The sequence below is a fragment of the Fibrobacter sp. UBA4297 genome, assembly GCF_002394865.1.
Lineage (GTDB): Bacteria > Fibrobacterota > Fibrobacteria > Fibrobacterales > Fibrobacteraceae > Fibrobacter.
The window spans coordinates 151564-168666 of record NZ_DGUZ01000017.1 but is presented as its reverse complement, the minus strand read 5'-3'; the positions used below and the strand labels follow the sequence as shown (position 1 = coordinate 168666).

At 49.4% G+C, this 17103-nt stretch carries 15 protein-coding genes; 4 read left to right on the top strand and 11 right to left on the bottom strand.

The window, feature by feature from the left end:
* Nucleotides 1-2: 2 nt before the first annotated feature.
* The 5 genes from B3A20_RS08975 to B3A20_RS08955 all read right to left on the bottom strand — a co-directional run bounded on the left by B3A20_RS08975 (nt 3) and on the right by B3A20_RS08955 (nt 5486).
* Nucleotides 3-1076 carry an FISUMP domain-containing protein gene (locus B3A20_RS08975; RefSeq protein ID WP_290763757.1) on the bottom strand — a complete coding sequence of 358 codons (1074 nt, stop codon included), beginning with the start codon at nt 1074-1076 and terminating at the stop codon, nt 3-5.
* 91 nt (nt 1077-1167) lie between these two features.
* The gene (locus B3A20_RS08970) at nt 1168-2262 is read right to left on the bottom strand and encodes an FISUMP domain-containing protein (protein ID WP_290763755.1); all 1095 of its coding nucleotides are present in this window, start codon (nt 2260-2262) and stop codon (nt 1168-1170) included.
* Between the two features lie 93 nt (nt 2263-2355).
* Nucleotides 2356-3408, bottom strand: a complete 1053-nt coding sequence (locus B3A20_RS08965) for an FISUMP domain-containing protein (RefSeq protein ID WP_290763753.1) — start codon at nt 3406-3408, stop codon at nt 2356-2358.
* Nucleotides 3409-3504: 96 nt separating this feature from the next.
* Nucleotides 3505-4308: a hypothetical protein gene (locus tag B3A20_RS08960; RefSeq protein WP_290763751.1), complete on the bottom strand. Its 804-nt coding sequence runs from the start codon at nt 4306-4308 to the stop codon at nt 3505-3507.
* A 311-nt stretch (nt 4309-4619) separates the two neighbouring features.
* Complete coding sequence (locus tag B3A20_RS08955; RefSeq protein WP_085490083.1) at nt 4620-5486, bottom strand: NAD(P)/FAD-dependent oxidoreductase; 867 nt, start codon at nt 5484-5486, stop codon at nt 4620-4622.
* 54 nt (nt 5487-5540) lie between these two features.
* Between B3A20_RS08955 and B3A20_RS08950 the strand changes: the two genes are divergently transcribed.
* Both B3A20_RS08950 and B3A20_RS08945 read left to right on the top strand, forming a co-directional pair.
* Complete coding sequence (locus tag B3A20_RS08950) at nt 5541-6677, top strand: glycosyl hydrolase family 8 (protein ID WP_290763747.1); 1137 nt, start codon at nt 5541-5543, stop codon at nt 6675-6677.
* 10 nt (nt 6678-6687) lie between these two features.
* Entirely contained in the window at nt 6688-7602 is a 915-nt protein-coding gene (locus B3A20_RS08945) for an FISUMP domain-containing protein (RefSeq protein WP_290763744.1), read from the top strand.
* 187 nt (nt 7603-7789) lie between these two features.
* Here the strand turns inward: B3A20_RS08945 and B3A20_RS08940 are convergent, their stop codons facing one another.
* From B3A20_RS08940 to argJ, 3 genes are all read right to left on the bottom strand, one after another.
* Entirely contained in the window at nt 7790-8968 is a 1179-nt protein-coding gene (locus tag B3A20_RS08940) for an iron-containing alcohol dehydrogenase (RefSeq protein WP_290763741.1), read from the bottom strand.
* 95 nt (nt 8969-9063) lie between these two features.
* The gene (locus B3A20_RS08935) at nt 9064-10287 is read right to left on the bottom strand and encodes a hypothetical protein (RefSeq protein ID WP_290763739.1); all 1224 of its coding nucleotides are present in this window, start codon (nt 10285-10287) and stop codon (nt 9064-9066) included.
* 140 nt (nt 10288-10427) lie between these two features.
* The gene (gene argJ / locus B3A20_RS08930; protein ID WP_012820087.1) at nt 10428-11645 is read right to left on the bottom strand and encodes a bifunctional glutamate N-acetyltransferase/amino-acid acetyltransferase ArgJ; all 1218 of its coding nucleotides are present in this window, start codon (nt 11643-11645) and stop codon (nt 10428-10430) included.
* Nucleotides 11646-11719: 74 nt separating this feature from the next.
* On the opposite strand from argJ, the gene greA reads away from it, so the two are divergent.
* On the top strand, nt 11720-12187 hold the full coding sequence (gene greA / locus B3A20_RS08925) for a transcription elongation factor GreA (protein WP_290763736.1): 468 nt from the start codon (nt 11720-11722) through the stop codon (nt 12185-12187).
* 3 nt (nt 12188-12190) lie between these two features.
* Nucleotides 12191-13159 (top strand): DNA polymerase III subunit delta, encoded by a 969-nt coding sequence (gene holA / locus B3A20_RS08920; RefSeq protein ID WP_290763734.1) that lies wholly within the window; start codon nt 12191-12193, stop codon nt 13157-13159.
* Between the two features lie 133 nt (nt 13160-13292).
* Here the strand turns inward: holA and pilQ are convergent, their stop codons facing one another.
* Genes pilQ through B3A20_RS08905 form a run of 3 tightly spaced genes read right to left on the bottom strand, consistent with a single transcriptional unit; the run spans nt 13293 to nt 17103 of the window.
* Nucleotides 13293-14762 carry a type IV pilus secretin PilQ gene (gene pilQ / locus B3A20_RS08915; protein WP_290763731.1) on the bottom strand — a complete coding sequence of 490 codons (1470 nt, stop codon included), beginning with the start codon at nt 14760-14762 and terminating at the stop codon, nt 13293-13295.
* Nucleotides 14759-16498: a hypothetical protein gene (locus B3A20_RS08910; RefSeq protein ID WP_290763729.1), complete on the bottom strand. Its 1740-nt coding sequence runs from the start codon at nt 16496-16498 to the stop codon at nt 14759-14761. Before B3A20_RS08910 ends, pilQ begins: the two co-directional genes overlap by 4 nt.
* A complete protein-coding gene (locus tag B3A20_RS08905; protein WP_290763727.1) occupies nt 16498-17103 on the bottom strand; it encodes a type 4a pilus biogenesis protein PilO in 606 nt (201 codons plus the stop codon). Before B3A20_RS08905 ends, B3A20_RS08910 begins: the two co-directional genes overlap by 1 nt.

Sequence of the window (17103 nt, the reverse complement as noted above, 5' to 3'; positions counted from 1 at the left end):
AACTACTGTTCAATTTTTACGCAACGGACGGCATTACCCACTATTTTTTCAGAACGTTGGTTTCTTGATGTTCCAGCTACATTTTCAGCACTAGCAACATATGCTGCATGAACAAACGCAGCAATATCATACTCATGCTCTTCAGGATAAAGCCAATAAACGACGCTTCTCAAATCGTCAAACCCACCCTTTTTTGTTCTCAATCCAGCACCGGTGAGGGACCAACCGCTATAATTATTTCCACCAAAACCATAAGCCGAACGTAGTCCCTTAATGCCATAGCCGAATTCATCCTTATAACCTTCTATTACAACATAATCATCATAGGTCATCAACCGCCAACCTTCTGGGCAAATGCCTCGATGGTTTTCTTGTATCAAATCCGAGCAGCTTTCGGTATTGCAGCGGCTAGGCAGCTGCATCATCTCAGCCCATTGGTATAAGCCTCCGAACTCATCGCACTTGGTGGTATCGTTATTGTAACAGTAACGTTCTATCTTGGTATCGTCTTTCTGGTCATCCTTGCCCAGGACCATCTCGCCGATGTTCAGATTTTCTGCCATTACAGTCACAGAATCACCACTATAAACAGAAGTAATGGTTATATAATAATAACTACGGCCATTGCGCGGGTCAGTGAATTGCTTGTAACGATTTTCTCCGACACGCCAATCTTCAGCCAAAGTCTTCGAATGGTCGAAAGGCACATATTCACTGCTGGAGGACTCTACCTTTTTACTCGAAGACGAAGGGAGATTCCCGCTCGAGGCGGGAATGACAGAAGAAGATGATGAGATCTTCTTACTGCTACTGGATTCCGGGTCAGGCCCGGAATGACGGCTACTGCTGCTCGCTACGACTATTTTGCTAGAGGAGGACGAGACCTTCTTTCCGTCACTGGACCCATTCGACTTCGCTGACGCTCCGCTCAGGGTGACACTACTACTGCTTTGAACGACTGAAGAAGACGATTCTTCGTCATTTACGGATGTGCTACTGTCGTCGCCGCAGGCGGTCAACGAGATAAAAGACGAAAGACTAAAGACGAGAGATAAAGTAGCTAAAAATTGTTTCATAGGATATCCTCCGCAAATAAAATATACAAAGTTTGGGCAGTAAAAAAGCCCGGACAACGTATGATTGCCGGGCATGACAAAGTAAGCGGAACTACCGTTCAACTTTTACGCAACGGACGGATGAACCTACGATCTTTTCAGAACGTCGATTTTTACTAGTTCCTGTTCCACTATCGCTATCGCTTGACACATACGCAGCATAGGCGTAATCTTCAATTCCATCTTCATATTCTTGAGGATACATCCAGAATATCGCTTTTTGCAATTCATCAAATCCCCCCCCCTTTGTTCTCATTCCAGCACCAGTAAGTGAAAAGCCACTGTAGTTGTTCCCTCCGAAAGCATAAGCGGAGCGAAGCCCCTTAATACCAGATCCGAATTCATCCTTATATCCCATCACAACAGCAAAATCATCGTATGTAAACAATCGCCAACCATCCGGGCAAATTCCCTGATGGTTCGGCTGGATTAAGTCCGAGCAACTTTCTGTATTGCAGCGACTGGGTAACTGCATCATTTCCGCCCACTGGTAGAGTCCGCCGAACTCATCGCATAAAGTAGTATCGTTGTTGTAGCAATAACGTTCTATCTTGGTATCGTCGTTTTGGTTGTCCATACCTAGAACCATCTCACCAATGTTCAAATTCTCCGCCATGACGGTCACTGAATAACCTTTATATTCGGAATATATTGTTATGTAATAATAACTCCGGCCATTACGCGGGTCAGTGAATTGCTTGTAGGCATCCTTACCCACTTTGCTCGCATTAGCATGCGTCTTCGAATGATCGAAGGGGACATACTCGCTGCTGGAAGACTCTACCTTTTTACTCGAAGACGAAGGGAGATTCCCGCTCGAGGCGGGAATGGCAGAGGAAGAGGAGGACGCCGTCTTAACAGACGAAGACGACGAAGCAACCTTTTGACTAGAACTTGATGAATCCCCTTCGCTACGCTTCGAGGATGACGACTTCACGTCATTGCGGGGAGTCGAAGACGACGAAGCAATCTTTTGACTACTACTTGAAGGGCGATTCCCGCTTGAAGCGGGAATGACAGATGAAGAGGAAGAAGACGACACATTATCGTCACTCACAGATGTGCTGCTGTCGTCGCCGCAGGCGGTCAACGAGATAAAAGACGAAAGACTAAGGACTAGAGATAAAGTAGCTAAAAATTGTTTCATAGGTTATCCTCCGCAAATAAAATATACAAAGTTTATGCAATAAAAAAGCCCGGCCAATACGCATGATTGCCGGGCGAGACAAAATAAGCGAAACTACTGTTCAACTTTTACGCAGCGGACGGAGAGTCCGATTTTTTTACTATCGTTTGTATTTCGACTGGGAGCATAATCATCCAACGAAGACACAAAACCTGCATAAGCATGTGTATTTTTTTTCTTTTCAAATTCTTCGGGAAGGAACCAATACGCCCCCTCTCTTAGGCCATTAAATCCTCCCTCGGCTGTTCTCAATCCAGCACCGGTAAGGGATAAGCCACTTGAATTGTATCCATTAAAGAGATACGCAGAGCGAACCCCTTCTATGCCATATTCATTTGTTTCAGCATGCCAAGCGATATAAAAGTCTAAATCCTTCATCAAACGCCAGCCTTCTGGGCAAATGCCTCGATGGTTTTCTTGTATCAAGTCCGAGCAGCTTTCGGTATTGCAACGGCTGGGGAGCAGCATCATCTCCGCCCACTGGTAGAGTCCGCCATATTCATCACACTTGGTGGTGTCGTTATTGTAGCAATAACGTTCTATCTTGGTATCGTCTTTCTGGTCGTCCTTGCCCTGAACCATCTCGCCGATGTTCAGGTTCTCCGCCATGATTGTCACGGAGTCTTTATCACCTAGATAATCTTTACCAATTATCTTGATGTAATAATAACTACGACCATTGCGCGGGTCAGTGAATTGTTTGTAGGCATTTTCGCCAACGCGCCAATCTTCAGCCAATGTCTTCGAGTGGTCGAAGGGCACGTATTCGCTGCTAGAGGGTTCCTCTTTTTTACTCGAAGACGAAGGGAGATTCCCGCTCGAGGCGGGAATGGCAGAAGAAGAGGAGGACGCCGTCTTAACAGACGATGATGATTCCTTCTTGACGGAAGACGACGAAGCAATCTTTTGGCTACTACTTGAAGGGCGATTCCCGCTTGAAGCGGGAATGACAGATGAAGAGGAAGAAGACGACACATTATCGTCATTAGCGGATGTACCGCTGTCGCCACCGCAGGCGGCAAGGGCTATGGTAAGTAAAAGAACCATGATGGATCCTATCGCGCTTTGCGCTCCAGGATGACACATAGCTCTTACGAATTTTCTCATTCTGTACTCCTTTTTCAGCTGCAAGCGCAAAACAAGCACATGCCGCAGACCTCATCCATATACCCAATAAATATTAGAAATTTATTATTAAGCACCTCAAGAGGTCCTGAGACCATAGGCCCCAAATCGTCTTTCCGGATTCGGGCAATGGTCCTCATGACCGTCTGGCCATACCCACACTTCGTCTGCAAAAGGACAAGATTCGCACTTACCGCCAACAGCACAAACGTCTGCGCCATCATCAAAAAACAGACTTCCTTCATGCATCACATTCGAAGCAGAAAACTCTCCCGACCGCAAATGATTACGCAACGATTCTAGCTGCGCATCATCTAGCGCATACATTTCACGGAGCTCTTGCGAAGCGACGCTCAACAGCACCACTTTATTCCACTTAATCCTGTCAATTCCAATCGCAGAAGCCCACGACACCAACGCAGGCACATCCTGCAAATTCTTCTTGTGCAACGTCACTTGCAGCGAGACCGTCGCGACTCTCGATTTCGCAGTCCCCACATAGTCAGCATCAGCGTCCCCCGCGCTCTCAGCTTTCTCGCGCAACTTGTCGCGCACCCGAACTAGCTTTTCGACATTCGCTTTCCAACCGTCGAACTGTTCCGACGCCAAATAGCTCACCTTGATATCGCTGCACGAGCGCAACAAGAGTTCCATCGCCGCATCACTTCCCCACTTTCCAGGGAACGACCCATTCGTCGTGAGGTTCAACGGAATTTCAAGCGCCCTGCACAACTCCAGCAGTTCGTCAAAATGCGAATAAAGTAGAGGTTCCCCCATCGTCGAAGGGATTACTTCTCGCAACAAGCGCTTTCCCGAAGCATCCCGCTCCGCAACATACTTTTCAATCGCAGTCCGCGCAACTTCAAAAGGCATTTCGCCCATGCCAAACGCGCGGCGCTCCTTATTACAATAAAAAAAGCGTTCCCTACCATTATCCGGCGGGCAAACCCCGTTACCATTCTCAGCACTCCGCGCATTACAATTATGCAAAGCCCGCTGGTTCAAAAAACACAGCGGGCAATGCAAATTGCAAACGTCAGGATTTGTAAGAAGCGTAATGCGTCGCATATTAGGGGATAGGTTACAGGTTATAGGTTTTAGGACAAACATTTCATGCGCTTTGCGCATCTACAAAGGGCGGCATCGCCGCGATTTATTCGCCTAATACCTACCCCCTAATACCTAAGACCAAATTACTCTCTATGTTCTCTAAGGTACTTAATTGCAGCAAGTCCCGCAATAGCGCCTTCGCCAACGGCTACAGCCACCTGGAGCGTGCCACCCGTGCAGTCGCCTGCAGCAAAGAGTCCTGGAACTGTTGTCTGGAAATCCTTATCAAGCACAAGCTTTCCAGCATCGAACGCAGCGCCAGCTTTCAAAGCCAGATCCGTCGCATTCGCACTACCCATAGCGACGAACATGCCGTCAAAATTGGCTTCAAGACCATCGTCAAACTTCACGCCTTCAAATTGCCCGGCGCCCTTGAGCCCCGTAATCTTGCGGGTTTCAATCTTCACACTTTCGGGGAATTTCGCTGTGAGCTCAGCACCGTTCGTCAAAAGCGTCACGCTGTTGACTACAGACAAAAGTTCAGTCGCTTCATGCAATGCATACTCGCCCGAACCAAGCACTGCCACATCCTTCTTACGATAAAAGAATGCATCGCAAACAGCGCAATAACTCACGCCGTGGCCTTCCATCTCTGCCATTCCTGGGAGCGGGGTCTTCTTGCGGGCAGAGCCCGTCGCCATCACGCAAACCTTTCCGCGATACGTTCCGTTCAAGCCCGTCGCCACAAAACCAAAACCGTCAAACATGAGGTCCGTCACCTCATCATCTACGATTTGCGCGCCAAGAGCAAGCGCCTGTTTCTTACCGACTTCGGCAAGTTCAGCTCCCGTGAGCGGTTTTTCAAGACCAAAATAATTTTCAATTTTGTGGGCCTTTGCAAGCGCACCTACATCCTTACCCACAAGCTGAACCTCAAGTCCAGCACGAAGACCATAAAGGGCAGCCGAGACACCGGCCGGTCCATGCCCCAAAATCAATATATCAGCCATAATAACCTCAACACTAATATACGATTTTATTTATTTTAAATCATGTAATAATTAATGATTTTGGATACCAGGACGATGTTGCAACGCTACCCGACGCGAGATTTATTTGTTGAAGCTGGATATGGTCCCAATTTTGCGGACCAGCTTATTCAGAATGCCTATAGCAAACTTTTTGAGGGCGATCCGATCGACGAGCGCATCTACTTTGAAGCGTCCGACGACATGGCATACATCATCGACATTGGACACGACGACATCCGTTCTGAAGGCATGAGCTACGGCATGTTCATTGCCGCGTTGACCGACCACGAAGTCACGTTCGACAAACTCTGGAACTTTTCCAAGCGCTTTGTCCGCAACAACGATGGTCCGCACAAAGGGTATTTTTCATGGCAAGTCAACACGACCGACTTTTCCATGATGGACCCAGGCGCAGCTCCTGATAGCGAAGAATACTTTGCCGCCGCCCTCCTTATCGCCGCAAAGAGATTCAACCGCGAAGACCTCCTCAACGATGCCAAGGAGCTCATCCATGATATCAAGTACAAACCGCAAAACGAACTTGTAGGCCCGATTATCGATCCGGAACGCAAACTCATCAAGTTCTCCCCCGTTCTCGGCAACGACTTTACCGACCCAAGCTACCACACAATGGCATTCTACCGCATGTTCGCCGAAGCAACAGGCGATGAATCCTGGCTTGAAGTCGCACAGGCGAGCATTGAATTTTTGCAGAAGGCGGCCCACCCGGTCACCGGTCTTTGCGCTGATTACGCCGAATACGACGGCTCACCAAAGGCCATGCCCTGGTTCCCCGAAAGCAACAACTTTAGCGGAGACGCATGGCGAGTGGCTCTCAACTTGAGCCTCGACTATGCCATCTTCCACGGACACGAAAGCGAAAAAGAAATCTGCGAACGCATCTTGCACTTCTTCCAGAACTGCACGCCGTACCTCTCCGACTACTCCGTCGACGGAGGCCCGTATCCACACCAAGGCAGAAACGCGACGCCAGGGCTTATCGCCATGAACGCAGCCGCCACGCAAGTGCTCCCGTTCGATGACCCACGCATTACGCCGTTTGTCAGACGTCTTGCAGCGCTCTCCGTGCCCTATCGTTTTTGGCGTTACTATGACGGGATGTTGTACTTAATCGGATTACTCGCCACCGCGGGAAAAATCACACTCTAAGGAGGATCGTATGAAACTACCTGCCATCTTATTCATTGCGGCAAGCTCTATTGCTTTTACCGCCTGCGACGATGTTCGTGTTGAAAAATACCCGAACGGGAACGTCCGCTTCGAAGCCACCTACGTCAACGACAAGAAGGAAGGCATCGAAAAGGAATACTACGATGACGGTACGCTCAAGCGAGAATCCAATTACGTGAATGACCGCCGCGAGGGTGTGACCAAGGAATATTACAAGGACGGTACACTCCAGGCCGAACTCCCGTACGCGAACGGTTACATCGAAGGGACTGTTATCCGCTACCACAAGAACGGCAAAGTCGCGACAAAGGCTGAATACAAGCAAAATAAGCAAGTTGCCTTCGGTGAAACATACAACGAAGACGGCAGCCCCGCTACAAGCGGAAGCTACAAAGATCCGCGCGATGGAAACTCCTACGAATGGATTGTCATTGGCGACCAGCTCTGGACTGCAGAAAACATGAACTTCGCCACCGCCTCCGGTGCAATTTGTTCACAATGCAACCACTGGGGTCGCCTCTACGACTTCCAAAACGCACAAAAGGCTTGCCTCGAAGGATTCCACATGCCAAGCAAGGCTGAATGGCAAAAACTCCTGAAGGTCGCCGGCAAAAAACCGGGAGTCGCCCTCAAAGCTGGCTACGGCTGGGATCCGATCAAGCCGGAATCTCCAATTTTCGGAAACGGCAAGGATGAACTCGGATTTGGTGCAAAAGCTGGTGGCGCACACTTCGCCAAGAGCGATGTCGCAATAAAGGACCGCAAGTTTGATGAAGCGGGTAAAAAGGCATACTTCTGGACAAGCGAAGGAGACGTCCTCGTATTCTTCCACGATAAGGATATCGCCAAGTTCGAAAAGTTCAATCCAGAATTCGGCGCAAGCCTCCGCTGCTTGAAAGACTAGTTAGTCCATGGTTATTAGTCAATAGTCATTAGTAAATGGTATAGAAAAGTATTTTGCATGACCACGTGTCATCCTGAGTCCCGGAACGAGCCCGGGATAAACGAATACTAAGAATCCAGTAACATTTTAGATAGAGCAAAACTCCTCGGCACAACCGAGGAGTTTTTTACTTTTCAAATTTATCCGCCTAATCTAACGTGGCATGCGCAGCAATCGTATAAATAGCAGTCACGTCCTTAGCCTTGAGCGGCACAAAGCCCCAACCATCGCCTGGATTCAGTTTTTCGACAAGCGTCGGGATGTCTTCTTCCTTCGCGCCGAGTTCTGCAAAGTTGATAGGCATACCGATAGAATGCAGGAACTTGCGGAAAGCCTTGATGCCTTCGAGCGCAGTCGCTTTCGGGTTTTCAAAATTCATCTGGCAGCCAAAAACGCGTGTTGCCATTTGCGCAAAACGCATCACATTGTGGTCCACCACGTACTCCATCCACGCCGGCATAATAACAGCTAGCCCCGCGCCATGGGCACAGTCATAGAGTCCCGAGAGTTCATGTTCAATTGCATGGCTATTCCAGTCCTGACTGCGCCCGCAGCCCACAAGGCCATTGTGGGCTACCGTACCCGCCCACATAATGTTCGCACGAGCCTCGTAATTGGCAGGTTCAGCCATGGTGCGCGGACCTTCCTTAAGCATCGTAATGAGCAAAGCTTCGCAAAGGCGGTCTGTCGTTTCGACTTCCAAAGTATTCGTGAAGTAGCGTTCAAACACATGAGCCATGATGTCGGTAATGCCGCAAGCCGTCTGATAAGCAGGCAACGTGCAGAGCAAAGCCGGATTCTGCACCGCAAATCTCGGGCGAATCACATCAGCACCAATGTCGCGCTTAAGCATTCCCTCTTCTTTTGTCACAACAGAATCGCCGCTCCCTTCGGAACCTGCGGCCGCAATCGTCTGCACCACGCCAATCGGGAGCGCCTTCGTGACCGGCAACTTTTTCGCATAAAAGTCCCAAAAATCGCCATCGTAAAGAGAACCGACGGCAATGCCCTTCGAGCTATCAATGACGGAGCCGCCGCCCACCGCAAGGATAAAGTCGACGCCGTTCTGGCGAACAATCTCGATGCCCTTGTAAATGAGCGTATCGCGCGGATTCGGCTTCACACCGCCGAGCTCCACAAATGAAACACCCGCAGCATTGAGCGACGCCTTAACGCGGTCAATCAAGCCGGAGCGCACCGCAGAGCCACCACCGTAATGAATCAGCACCTTCGTGCCGCCATACTTTTTAACGAGCTCACCACATTCGTTTTCGCGGTCTTTACCAAATACAAATTCCGTGGGGCTGTAGAAATTAAAGTTATCCATATTCCATCCTTGTGTTTCAATTAAAAATACAAGAAAATCCCACCCAGCGGCAGGATTATCACAAGAATTCCGTTCACAAAAGGAACCATCGCTCATTACCAGACATGAACTCCGAGCCCCAAATAAACACGGTTATGCCATTCTTTTTTGGTTTCTGGAGCATTATAAATTCCCATATACCTAAGTTTCAAAGTCAGGTAGGTGGCGTCATGAAATTCGGAACCGCACGTCTTCGACATCCAAAAACGGTAATCCACTTGCAAACCCGCAGTAAAGAGGTCATACCCACCCGCAAACGGCTGGATTTTAAGCCACTTATTTTCATACACATCTATACCGGCTGTAATGAAAAATGCATCGGAATATTCCCCACCTAAAAACATAGACGGAGTCACGATAAGCCGCGATATCTGAACTGGAACACCTAACAAAAATTCACCTTCGGTAAAAGATAGGCTTACGCCGAGCAAAAATGCTTCTAAGCCTATACCCCCAGTATAAAGTTTTTCTTCATAATAGTTTCTATACCTTTTGTAACTATTTTGAACCCTTTCTATTTCCCAGGAAATGTTCTTCAGCCACTCCGAATACTCCGATTCCGGATATTTTTCACAAAAAGCCTGAATTCTTTCAATCATCAACTTGACGGCAACCGTGTCCATTTCTTGATGAAGATCGACTCTATCCTCTACTCTTTGTGAAATAATATTTGCCAAGCTGTCGTTGTCGGGAACTTTGTTGATTGTTATTAGATAAGTCCAAAATCCCTTATCAAAAAAATGATAAAAGGGGTGCAAATCCGCAAAAATGGATGCAAGATCCTTGTATTCCTGCTTTATGTTTGCCTGTGCCGCTTCAGTCATGTACCCCTTTAATTTCATATGACGTTCTGCTTGGTCGCGCTCCGCAGAACGGTCCGTATATTCGGCTGCAAAGCGGGTCTCGTTTCTTAAGTAATGGAATAGGGAATCGTAGGCGAAGGAGTATCGGACTTTTTTACGCCCTTTCATAAGCATATTCGCAAACTGCGGAATGGCCTGGTCATAGCGTTCCAGCAACAAGTTTATCTGAAGAAGTTCCAAACTATCCAACGCCGACTCAGGAATCATCTCATGAGACAAGAACGCAAGAGCGACATCGACCTTGTTAACATCGCCATTTTTCAGCGCAAGCCACAGACTATTACGAGCATCTTGAAATTCCGCCATATCGGCTGGGTTGACTTTAACCTTGTTGTAGTCAACCGGGTCAAGATTTGCATTTTGACCAAGAGCTATCGCACAAGAACAAAGAATAGCAAGAAAAGCTGTACGAATCATATAAGTTAAATATAAAACAAAAACTTCCCGGAGCATACCCGAGAAGTTCTAAAAAAGGAGATTCCCGATCATCCCCGTTAAGCGAGGACAGGGTCGGGAATGACAACTCTAGTAACTAGGAACTATTAACTAGTAACTAATTACGTTGTATACTCTGCGTTGATTTTCACATAGCCATAGCTCAAGTCGCAAGTGAATGCACTTGCAGAAGCCTGACCAATGTTCAACACGAGCGTTACTTTGTATTCACGCTGACGAACCACGGCATGCAGTGCAGCCGTCTGCTTTTCATCCAGCTGTACCGGACGGCCACCTTCAAGAACCTTGACTTCACCAAAGTAGAGGTCCGTGTGTTCGGCAACCATGTTGCAGCCGCTAGAACCAGCACTGCTAAGGATACGGCCCCAGTTCGGGTCTTCACCGAACATAGCGCACTTGGCGAGGTTCGACGTACCGATGAAGCGGGCCATGCGGAGTGCTTCTTCGTGGCTTTCAGCCTTTTCAATGCGGAGTTCGATGAGCTTCGTTGCACCTTCACCATCGCGGACAATGTCCTTGGCGAGGCTCTGCATCACGAGCGTCAAAGCAGCGCGGAATTCGCCCTGCTCGCTGAGCGAAAGGTCTTCGTACTTGATGCCGCTCATGCCGTTAGCAAGCATGATGCAAGTGTCGTTCGTGCTGGTGTCACCATCAACCGTAATAGCGTTGAAGGAGTCTGCGATGTTAGCGCGGAATTCAGCAAAGAAGTCAATCGGCAAAGCAAGGTCAGTCGTGATGAACGCAAGCATCGTTGCCATGTTCGGGTGGATCATGCCAGAACCCTTGCAGGCGCCACCGATAGTCACCACACCCTTTTCGGTCTTGATTTCCACAGCGTGGCTCTTGAGAGCAAGGTCCGTTGTGAGGATTGCGCGGCCGAATTCTTCGGAAGCATCTTCATGGAGCTTTTCCACGAGCTTCGGGATACCGGCTTCGATCTTGTCCATCGGCATCAAGTGGCCAATCACGCCCGTGCTGCAAACAAGCACGCTCTTCGGCGTGAGCTTCAAGGCTTCTTCCGTGAGGACAGCCATACGTTCAGCATCGGCATAGCCCTTTTCGCCTGTGCAAGCGTTAGCGTTACCGCTGTTCACGATCACAGCAGATGCAAAGTGGGCATGTTCCAAAGCGGCCTTGTCATAAAGGACCGGAGCGGCCTTCACCTTATTGGTGGTAAAAACGGCGAAGCAGCGGGCAGCCTTTTCGCTCTTGAGAAGAGCCATATCGGCATTGCCGCTGGCCTTGATTCCGGCGCAAATTCCAGATGCGGTAAAGCCCTTGGGGGAGCAAACGCCGCCTTTTTCCAACACAGTGTACATAGTATCTCCTAAAAAGAAGCTTTCTTTGCGATTCTGGGCTCGCAAAGCCCGTTAAAATTTTTACCTTATGGAGCATGGAAAAGATCATGTTTACACAAGAGGCTTACGACAAGCTCGTTAAGGACCTTGAAAATTTAAAAAATGTTGAACGTCCCCGCGTACTTCAAGAATTAGTTGATGCCCGTGCACAAGGCGATTTGAGTGAAAACGCAGAATACCATGCTGCCAAGGAGCGCCTTGCCTCTATTGACAACATCGAAATGCCGAAGCTCCAGGACCAGCTCGCCCGCGCCCAGGTGATTGCATTTGATGCGAACTCCGACACCATCAAGTTCGGCGCCACCATCACGGCCAAGAACTTGAAGACCAAGCGCGAAATCGTCTACCAGCTCGTCTCCCCCGAAGAAGCCGATGCCCTCAACGGCAAGATCAGCTTCAAGAGCCCGATTGGTGCAGCCCTCATGGGCAAAAAGCGCGGCGATGTCGTGGAAGTCGTAACGCCCAAGGGCAAGAACCAGTTCGAAATCATCGATTTCAAGTAATCCATGTTCGTAACGCTCATCGGCAAAGACCAGTTCAGCAAGGACAAGCGGATTGATAAATTCCTCGCTGAGACTCTTGGCGACCGGATTTCAGATCCGATGGCCAAGCAGGTGCTATACGCCACCGACACAAACATCGCCTCCATCTCCGATGTCATCATCGAAGCGTGTGATTCCGTGTCGATCTTCTCGCCTGAACAGGTCATCGTCGTGCGCAAGGCCGAAGCCCTCAAAACCGACGACATGAAGGCACTCGCCAAGTGGCTCCCCCATGCGGCAAGCGGCAAGCTGCTATTCGATTTTGAAACACTTCTCGCCTCCAGCGAGCTCTACAAGGCTCTCGCAAAGGTTGGCAAGGTCGAAAAGTTCGACGTCCCGAAGCAATACGAAATGGCCGACTGGATTTCAGCCGTTGTCCCGACGCACTTCAACAAGGCGATTGAGCCTGCAGCATCGCAGTACCTCGCCGAAGCGCTCGGCAACGATACCAAGCTCGTGAGCGAAGAAGTCGAAAAGATCCTCCTCTACGCTCCGGACTGCAAAAAAATTACGCTCGACCTCGTGAAAACGATGGTCGTCTCCCAGCGCGATATCCCGACCTACGAGATTGAAGGCTTCTTCGGCATGCAGAATGCCAAGGCTTACGTCCAGAAGCTAAACGAGCTCTTGAACAGCGGCGTCGACGCCATCCGCATTTCGAACACGCTGTACAACTACGCGCTCTCGCTTTTGAACTACGGCTCGCTTACCGCAAAGGGCGTCTCGCCCGAAGAAGCTGCCAAGAAGATCGGCAAGAACTACTACATGTTCGTGAAAAAAGGCCAAGCCGCAGAATGCTGCCGCCGTTGGCGTAAGCCGCTCCTTGTGCGCGTTCTGCGCCGCCTCGCCGACCTCAATTACGAAATCAAGAGTGGCAAGTGCCCAACCCGCATGAGCCAGGAACTCGCCCTCGCCGCACTCGTCGTGCGATAATTAGAATACAGAACGTCGCTCGCGACTACAGACGAAAAAAGCCCTGGCCAAGCCAGGGTTTTCGCGTTTATAAAACTAGTGCTGAATTGAGCGAGCATACAAAAAAGCCGGACCGAAGTCCGGCACTTTCTAATTACTGATTCCAGCCATCGTCGTGGGAATTTTCCGGAACCGGAGCTTCCGGGGTTTCACCCGTCACGACCGGAGATTCCATAATCTTGTCATCGACCGGCTTGAGTTCCGGAGCGGCAACACTAGAAGTTTCTTCGGACTTTTCAGAGATTTCTACATTGCCGACGTAATTGCGGATAATACGCGGCGTCACGAAAATCACGAGGTCCTTCTTTGTGATGGACTTGCGAGTGTACTTGAAGAGGTTGCCCAGCAGCGGAATGTCCTTGAGGAACGGGATGCCGCTTTCGCTTTCCGTATTTTCGTTACGGGTAAGACCACCAATCACAACAGTTTCACCGTCAGCCACGACAACCTTGGTCTTTGCTTCCTGGGTCGAAATCACGACTTCGCCCTTTTCGTCATAGCCGTAGGAGTTGTTTTCCGGATGGAGGTCAAGCAAGATGCGGTTGTCACCAGAAACGTGCGGAGTCACGGTAAGCTTGATACCCGTTTCCACCATCTTGGTCGAAGATTCACCGCTATCGTCAATCACGCGGATAGAGACCTTGTCACCCATGAACACCTGAGCTTCGGTGTTGTCAAGCGTAGAAACCTGCGGAGAAGCAAGCACTTCCGTAGAAGCATCACCCATCAAGTTCGAAATAGCAATCTGGAGATTATTGTCGAGGAGGCTAGCCGTAATGGCGGTATTGGCCTTGCCCACAGCCGGAGACGTTCCGTTCGGGAAAGACTGAATAACGCCGCTGATTCGGCTAGAGCCAGCTGTAGCACCTGTTGCTGCAGTAGCCATGCCCGGCGTAAGCGTAGCAGAACCCATCGCAGCAGTCCAGTCCACTCCAAGTTCACGAGCAAGTTCGCTGTTCACAACCACGAGCTTAGCCGTAATCATAATCTGAAGCGTTTCGACATCAAGTTCGGTGAGCGCATTGCCCATCTGCTCTATCTTGTTTTCTGTATCGTAAACGATGATGGAGTTCGTGCGTTCCACGACAGAAATCTTACCACGGTTCGACTTCATGCTTTCGAGAACCTTCACGAGTTCATCAGCCTTAGCATGATGCACCTGGAAGTTCTTACGGACGAGCGGTGCATTCTGTTCTGCCTGATTTTCCTCGTCGGCAAGCTTTTTCTGCTTGGCCTGGTAAGTGCTCAAGCGCTGGATGGAAATGTACTTGTCCTGAATCACCCACGTGAGGTCATTCATGTTACAAATAATATCCAAAGTTTCCTGCCATGTCTTCTTGGTCACACGCAAGCTGATCTTGCCCTTGACATCAGGGGCAATCAAGATGTCCACGCCTGCAATCACGGACACAGAGCGGAAAATGGCTTCGTAGTCCATATTGACAAAGTTGAAGTCATATAGCTTCTTATTCGGGGCTACAGAACCCTCCGCAGGTGCGGCCCACGCGGTAGCAAAGCTTGCCACCATGATAAGAATCGTCAGAATTTTAGTCAGCTTTTTCACTTTTGACCCCCAAATTTATCGGGAAGACCCATAGAGTAGCGACGGCTCACCCCGAATTCCTGAATCAAGAAGAGCACATCAGTTTGTGTAATTTTAAGAACTTTTCCGTTCATGATCTTATCGCCTTCCTTAATCGTATAAGACACGCCCGGATTCTTGGATTCGACGAGGATAGCCACCGGCTCCTCGGCTTCCCAAATGATACCCACCAATTCAACCTGGTCGATGTTGATGCCTTCTTCGACCAAGCCCTTGATTTCAACAAACGGGTCACGACGGCCAAATGAACTGTAAGTCACACGGTCTTCGTAAAGTTCATCAAGAGCGCTTCCGGCAGGTTTCATCCCCTGCGTAAGCATTTCACCGCGTTCCTGGTCCACCTTCTTTAAGCGTTCCATCTGCACGGCAGATAGTTCATCTGTAAAGCTTACGGCACGGCGGTTCACATAACCAACCTTGTTGCCCACCTGGACCTTGCGATAAAGGCCAGTCAAGTCCATGTTCACGAGGCGGTCACCAAAGACCACTCGCTGCATCACCTGAGCCTTTTCGCTCGGAGCTGCATAGAATTCCGTTTCATCGGCAACGACAATCAGTTCACGCACAACCGGACGCAAATGGAATGTCTGCGTACTGGAAACGACCTTTTTGCTTTCTTTCTCATAAACCTTCACGAAGTCCGAAAATTCAGGAACGGCATCCGGAGACTTCATCCAGTCGCGCACATAAATACCACTCGGACGGGCGCTCCAAAAAACGAACCCATCGCGACGGACCGCATTTTCAGAAGTCTGCAAGACCAAGGCGCCTTCCTGCACCAATATGGCGGGTTTTGCCCCAGCCGAGAGCTGGATATTGAGTCCGTTAGGATCCCAGAATACAGATTTGACCAAAGAACCTGCACCAACTTTAAATACCGGAGACCTTTCCGGGCCCTGGGCCTTAACAGTAATCAAGAAGGATCCGTTCGGGTCCGAGACATCGGCAATACTCAAACGAGAATTAGCAACCAGTCGGAACTGTTCCATGCCCGAGCCGATAAGGACGGTCATTTCCTTGAGTCCCGGAAGCAAAGCAGAAGCACCAGCCGGAGCCGCAGCCTGCGCTATATTTTCACGGGCAGCCTTTTCTGCGGCCTTGCGTTCGGCAGCCATGCGCTTTTCTTCTTCGCGGGCGGCCTTACGTTCGAGAGCGGCTTGCTTTTCTGCTGCCTTGCGGTCAAGGGCGGCCTGTTTCTCTGCAGCCTTGCGTTCGGCAGCAAGGCGCTTTTCCTCTTCACGAAGAGCCTTTTCAGCAGCCGCCTTTTTGCTTGCAAAGAGCTTCGAAAGCGTCCAGGACTTGCCATTCTTGCCGTTAAACTTCAAAAGGAAGCTTGACTTTTCCAAGGCAATCGCATTCTTGTCCGAATTGACGGAGGCGCCCACCGGCATACGGATCATCAAGAAGTCCATTCCGCGATACTGCTCCTTAGAAACACTCAAGGAACGCACATACGACGAAGACTGGTCCACATCGAAATTGCCAACACCAAGGGCAAAGTCCGATCCGGAAAAACCGACCGTCAGCGTCTTCGAGGCGTTATCAAATTTCTGGAAGAATGTCGGTAAATTCTTGTCAGAGGCAAACTGGAAGACCATCTGGCAATTCTTCGAGCAATCAAAGCGAACATCCTTGATCATTGCAGCCTGCATGGCCACGGCACTCGATAAAAGCATAAGAAGGAACTTGCATTTCATTATTTGCCAACCTTCTTGGATGTATAAGTGGTCAAGTTGAAATTCACCGACATAGTAATCGGCGTCCAACCGTGAGTTTCAGCTTTCTGCACTTCGGCTGCGATACCCGAATAGCGAGAAAGCTTCAAGTTCGTAATAGCCGTCGGATAGTTGAAGTTTGCGATTTCAGCAAACAGGTATCCGAGCATGTGATAACCGGAATTGACCGCAATAGAATAGCGGTTTTCAATGTAATGTTCCCTTTCGGAACGGCCTTCCGGATTGAACTTCTGAATCTGCACGCCGGAACTGCGGAGCACAGAATAGAGGTCCTGCAAGCGCATGGGCACCTTTTCTTCTTCCGGGAACATTTCCTTCAGCTTCTGGAAATCCTTTTCGGCCTGCGCAAGCTGCATTTCGAGTTCGGCCACGCGATGCTTCTTGGAATTAATCTTGTCGAGTTCTTTCTGTGCCGATTCTCGCTGGGATTCAAGATTGCCATATTCAACTTCGAACGGTTCCCAAATATACGTATAGCCAGCATAGATCATCAAGCAAATAATGACTATAACAGCGATACAGTATACGTTCTTCTTGTCTTTAAAGTCAATATTAAGGTTGCCCAT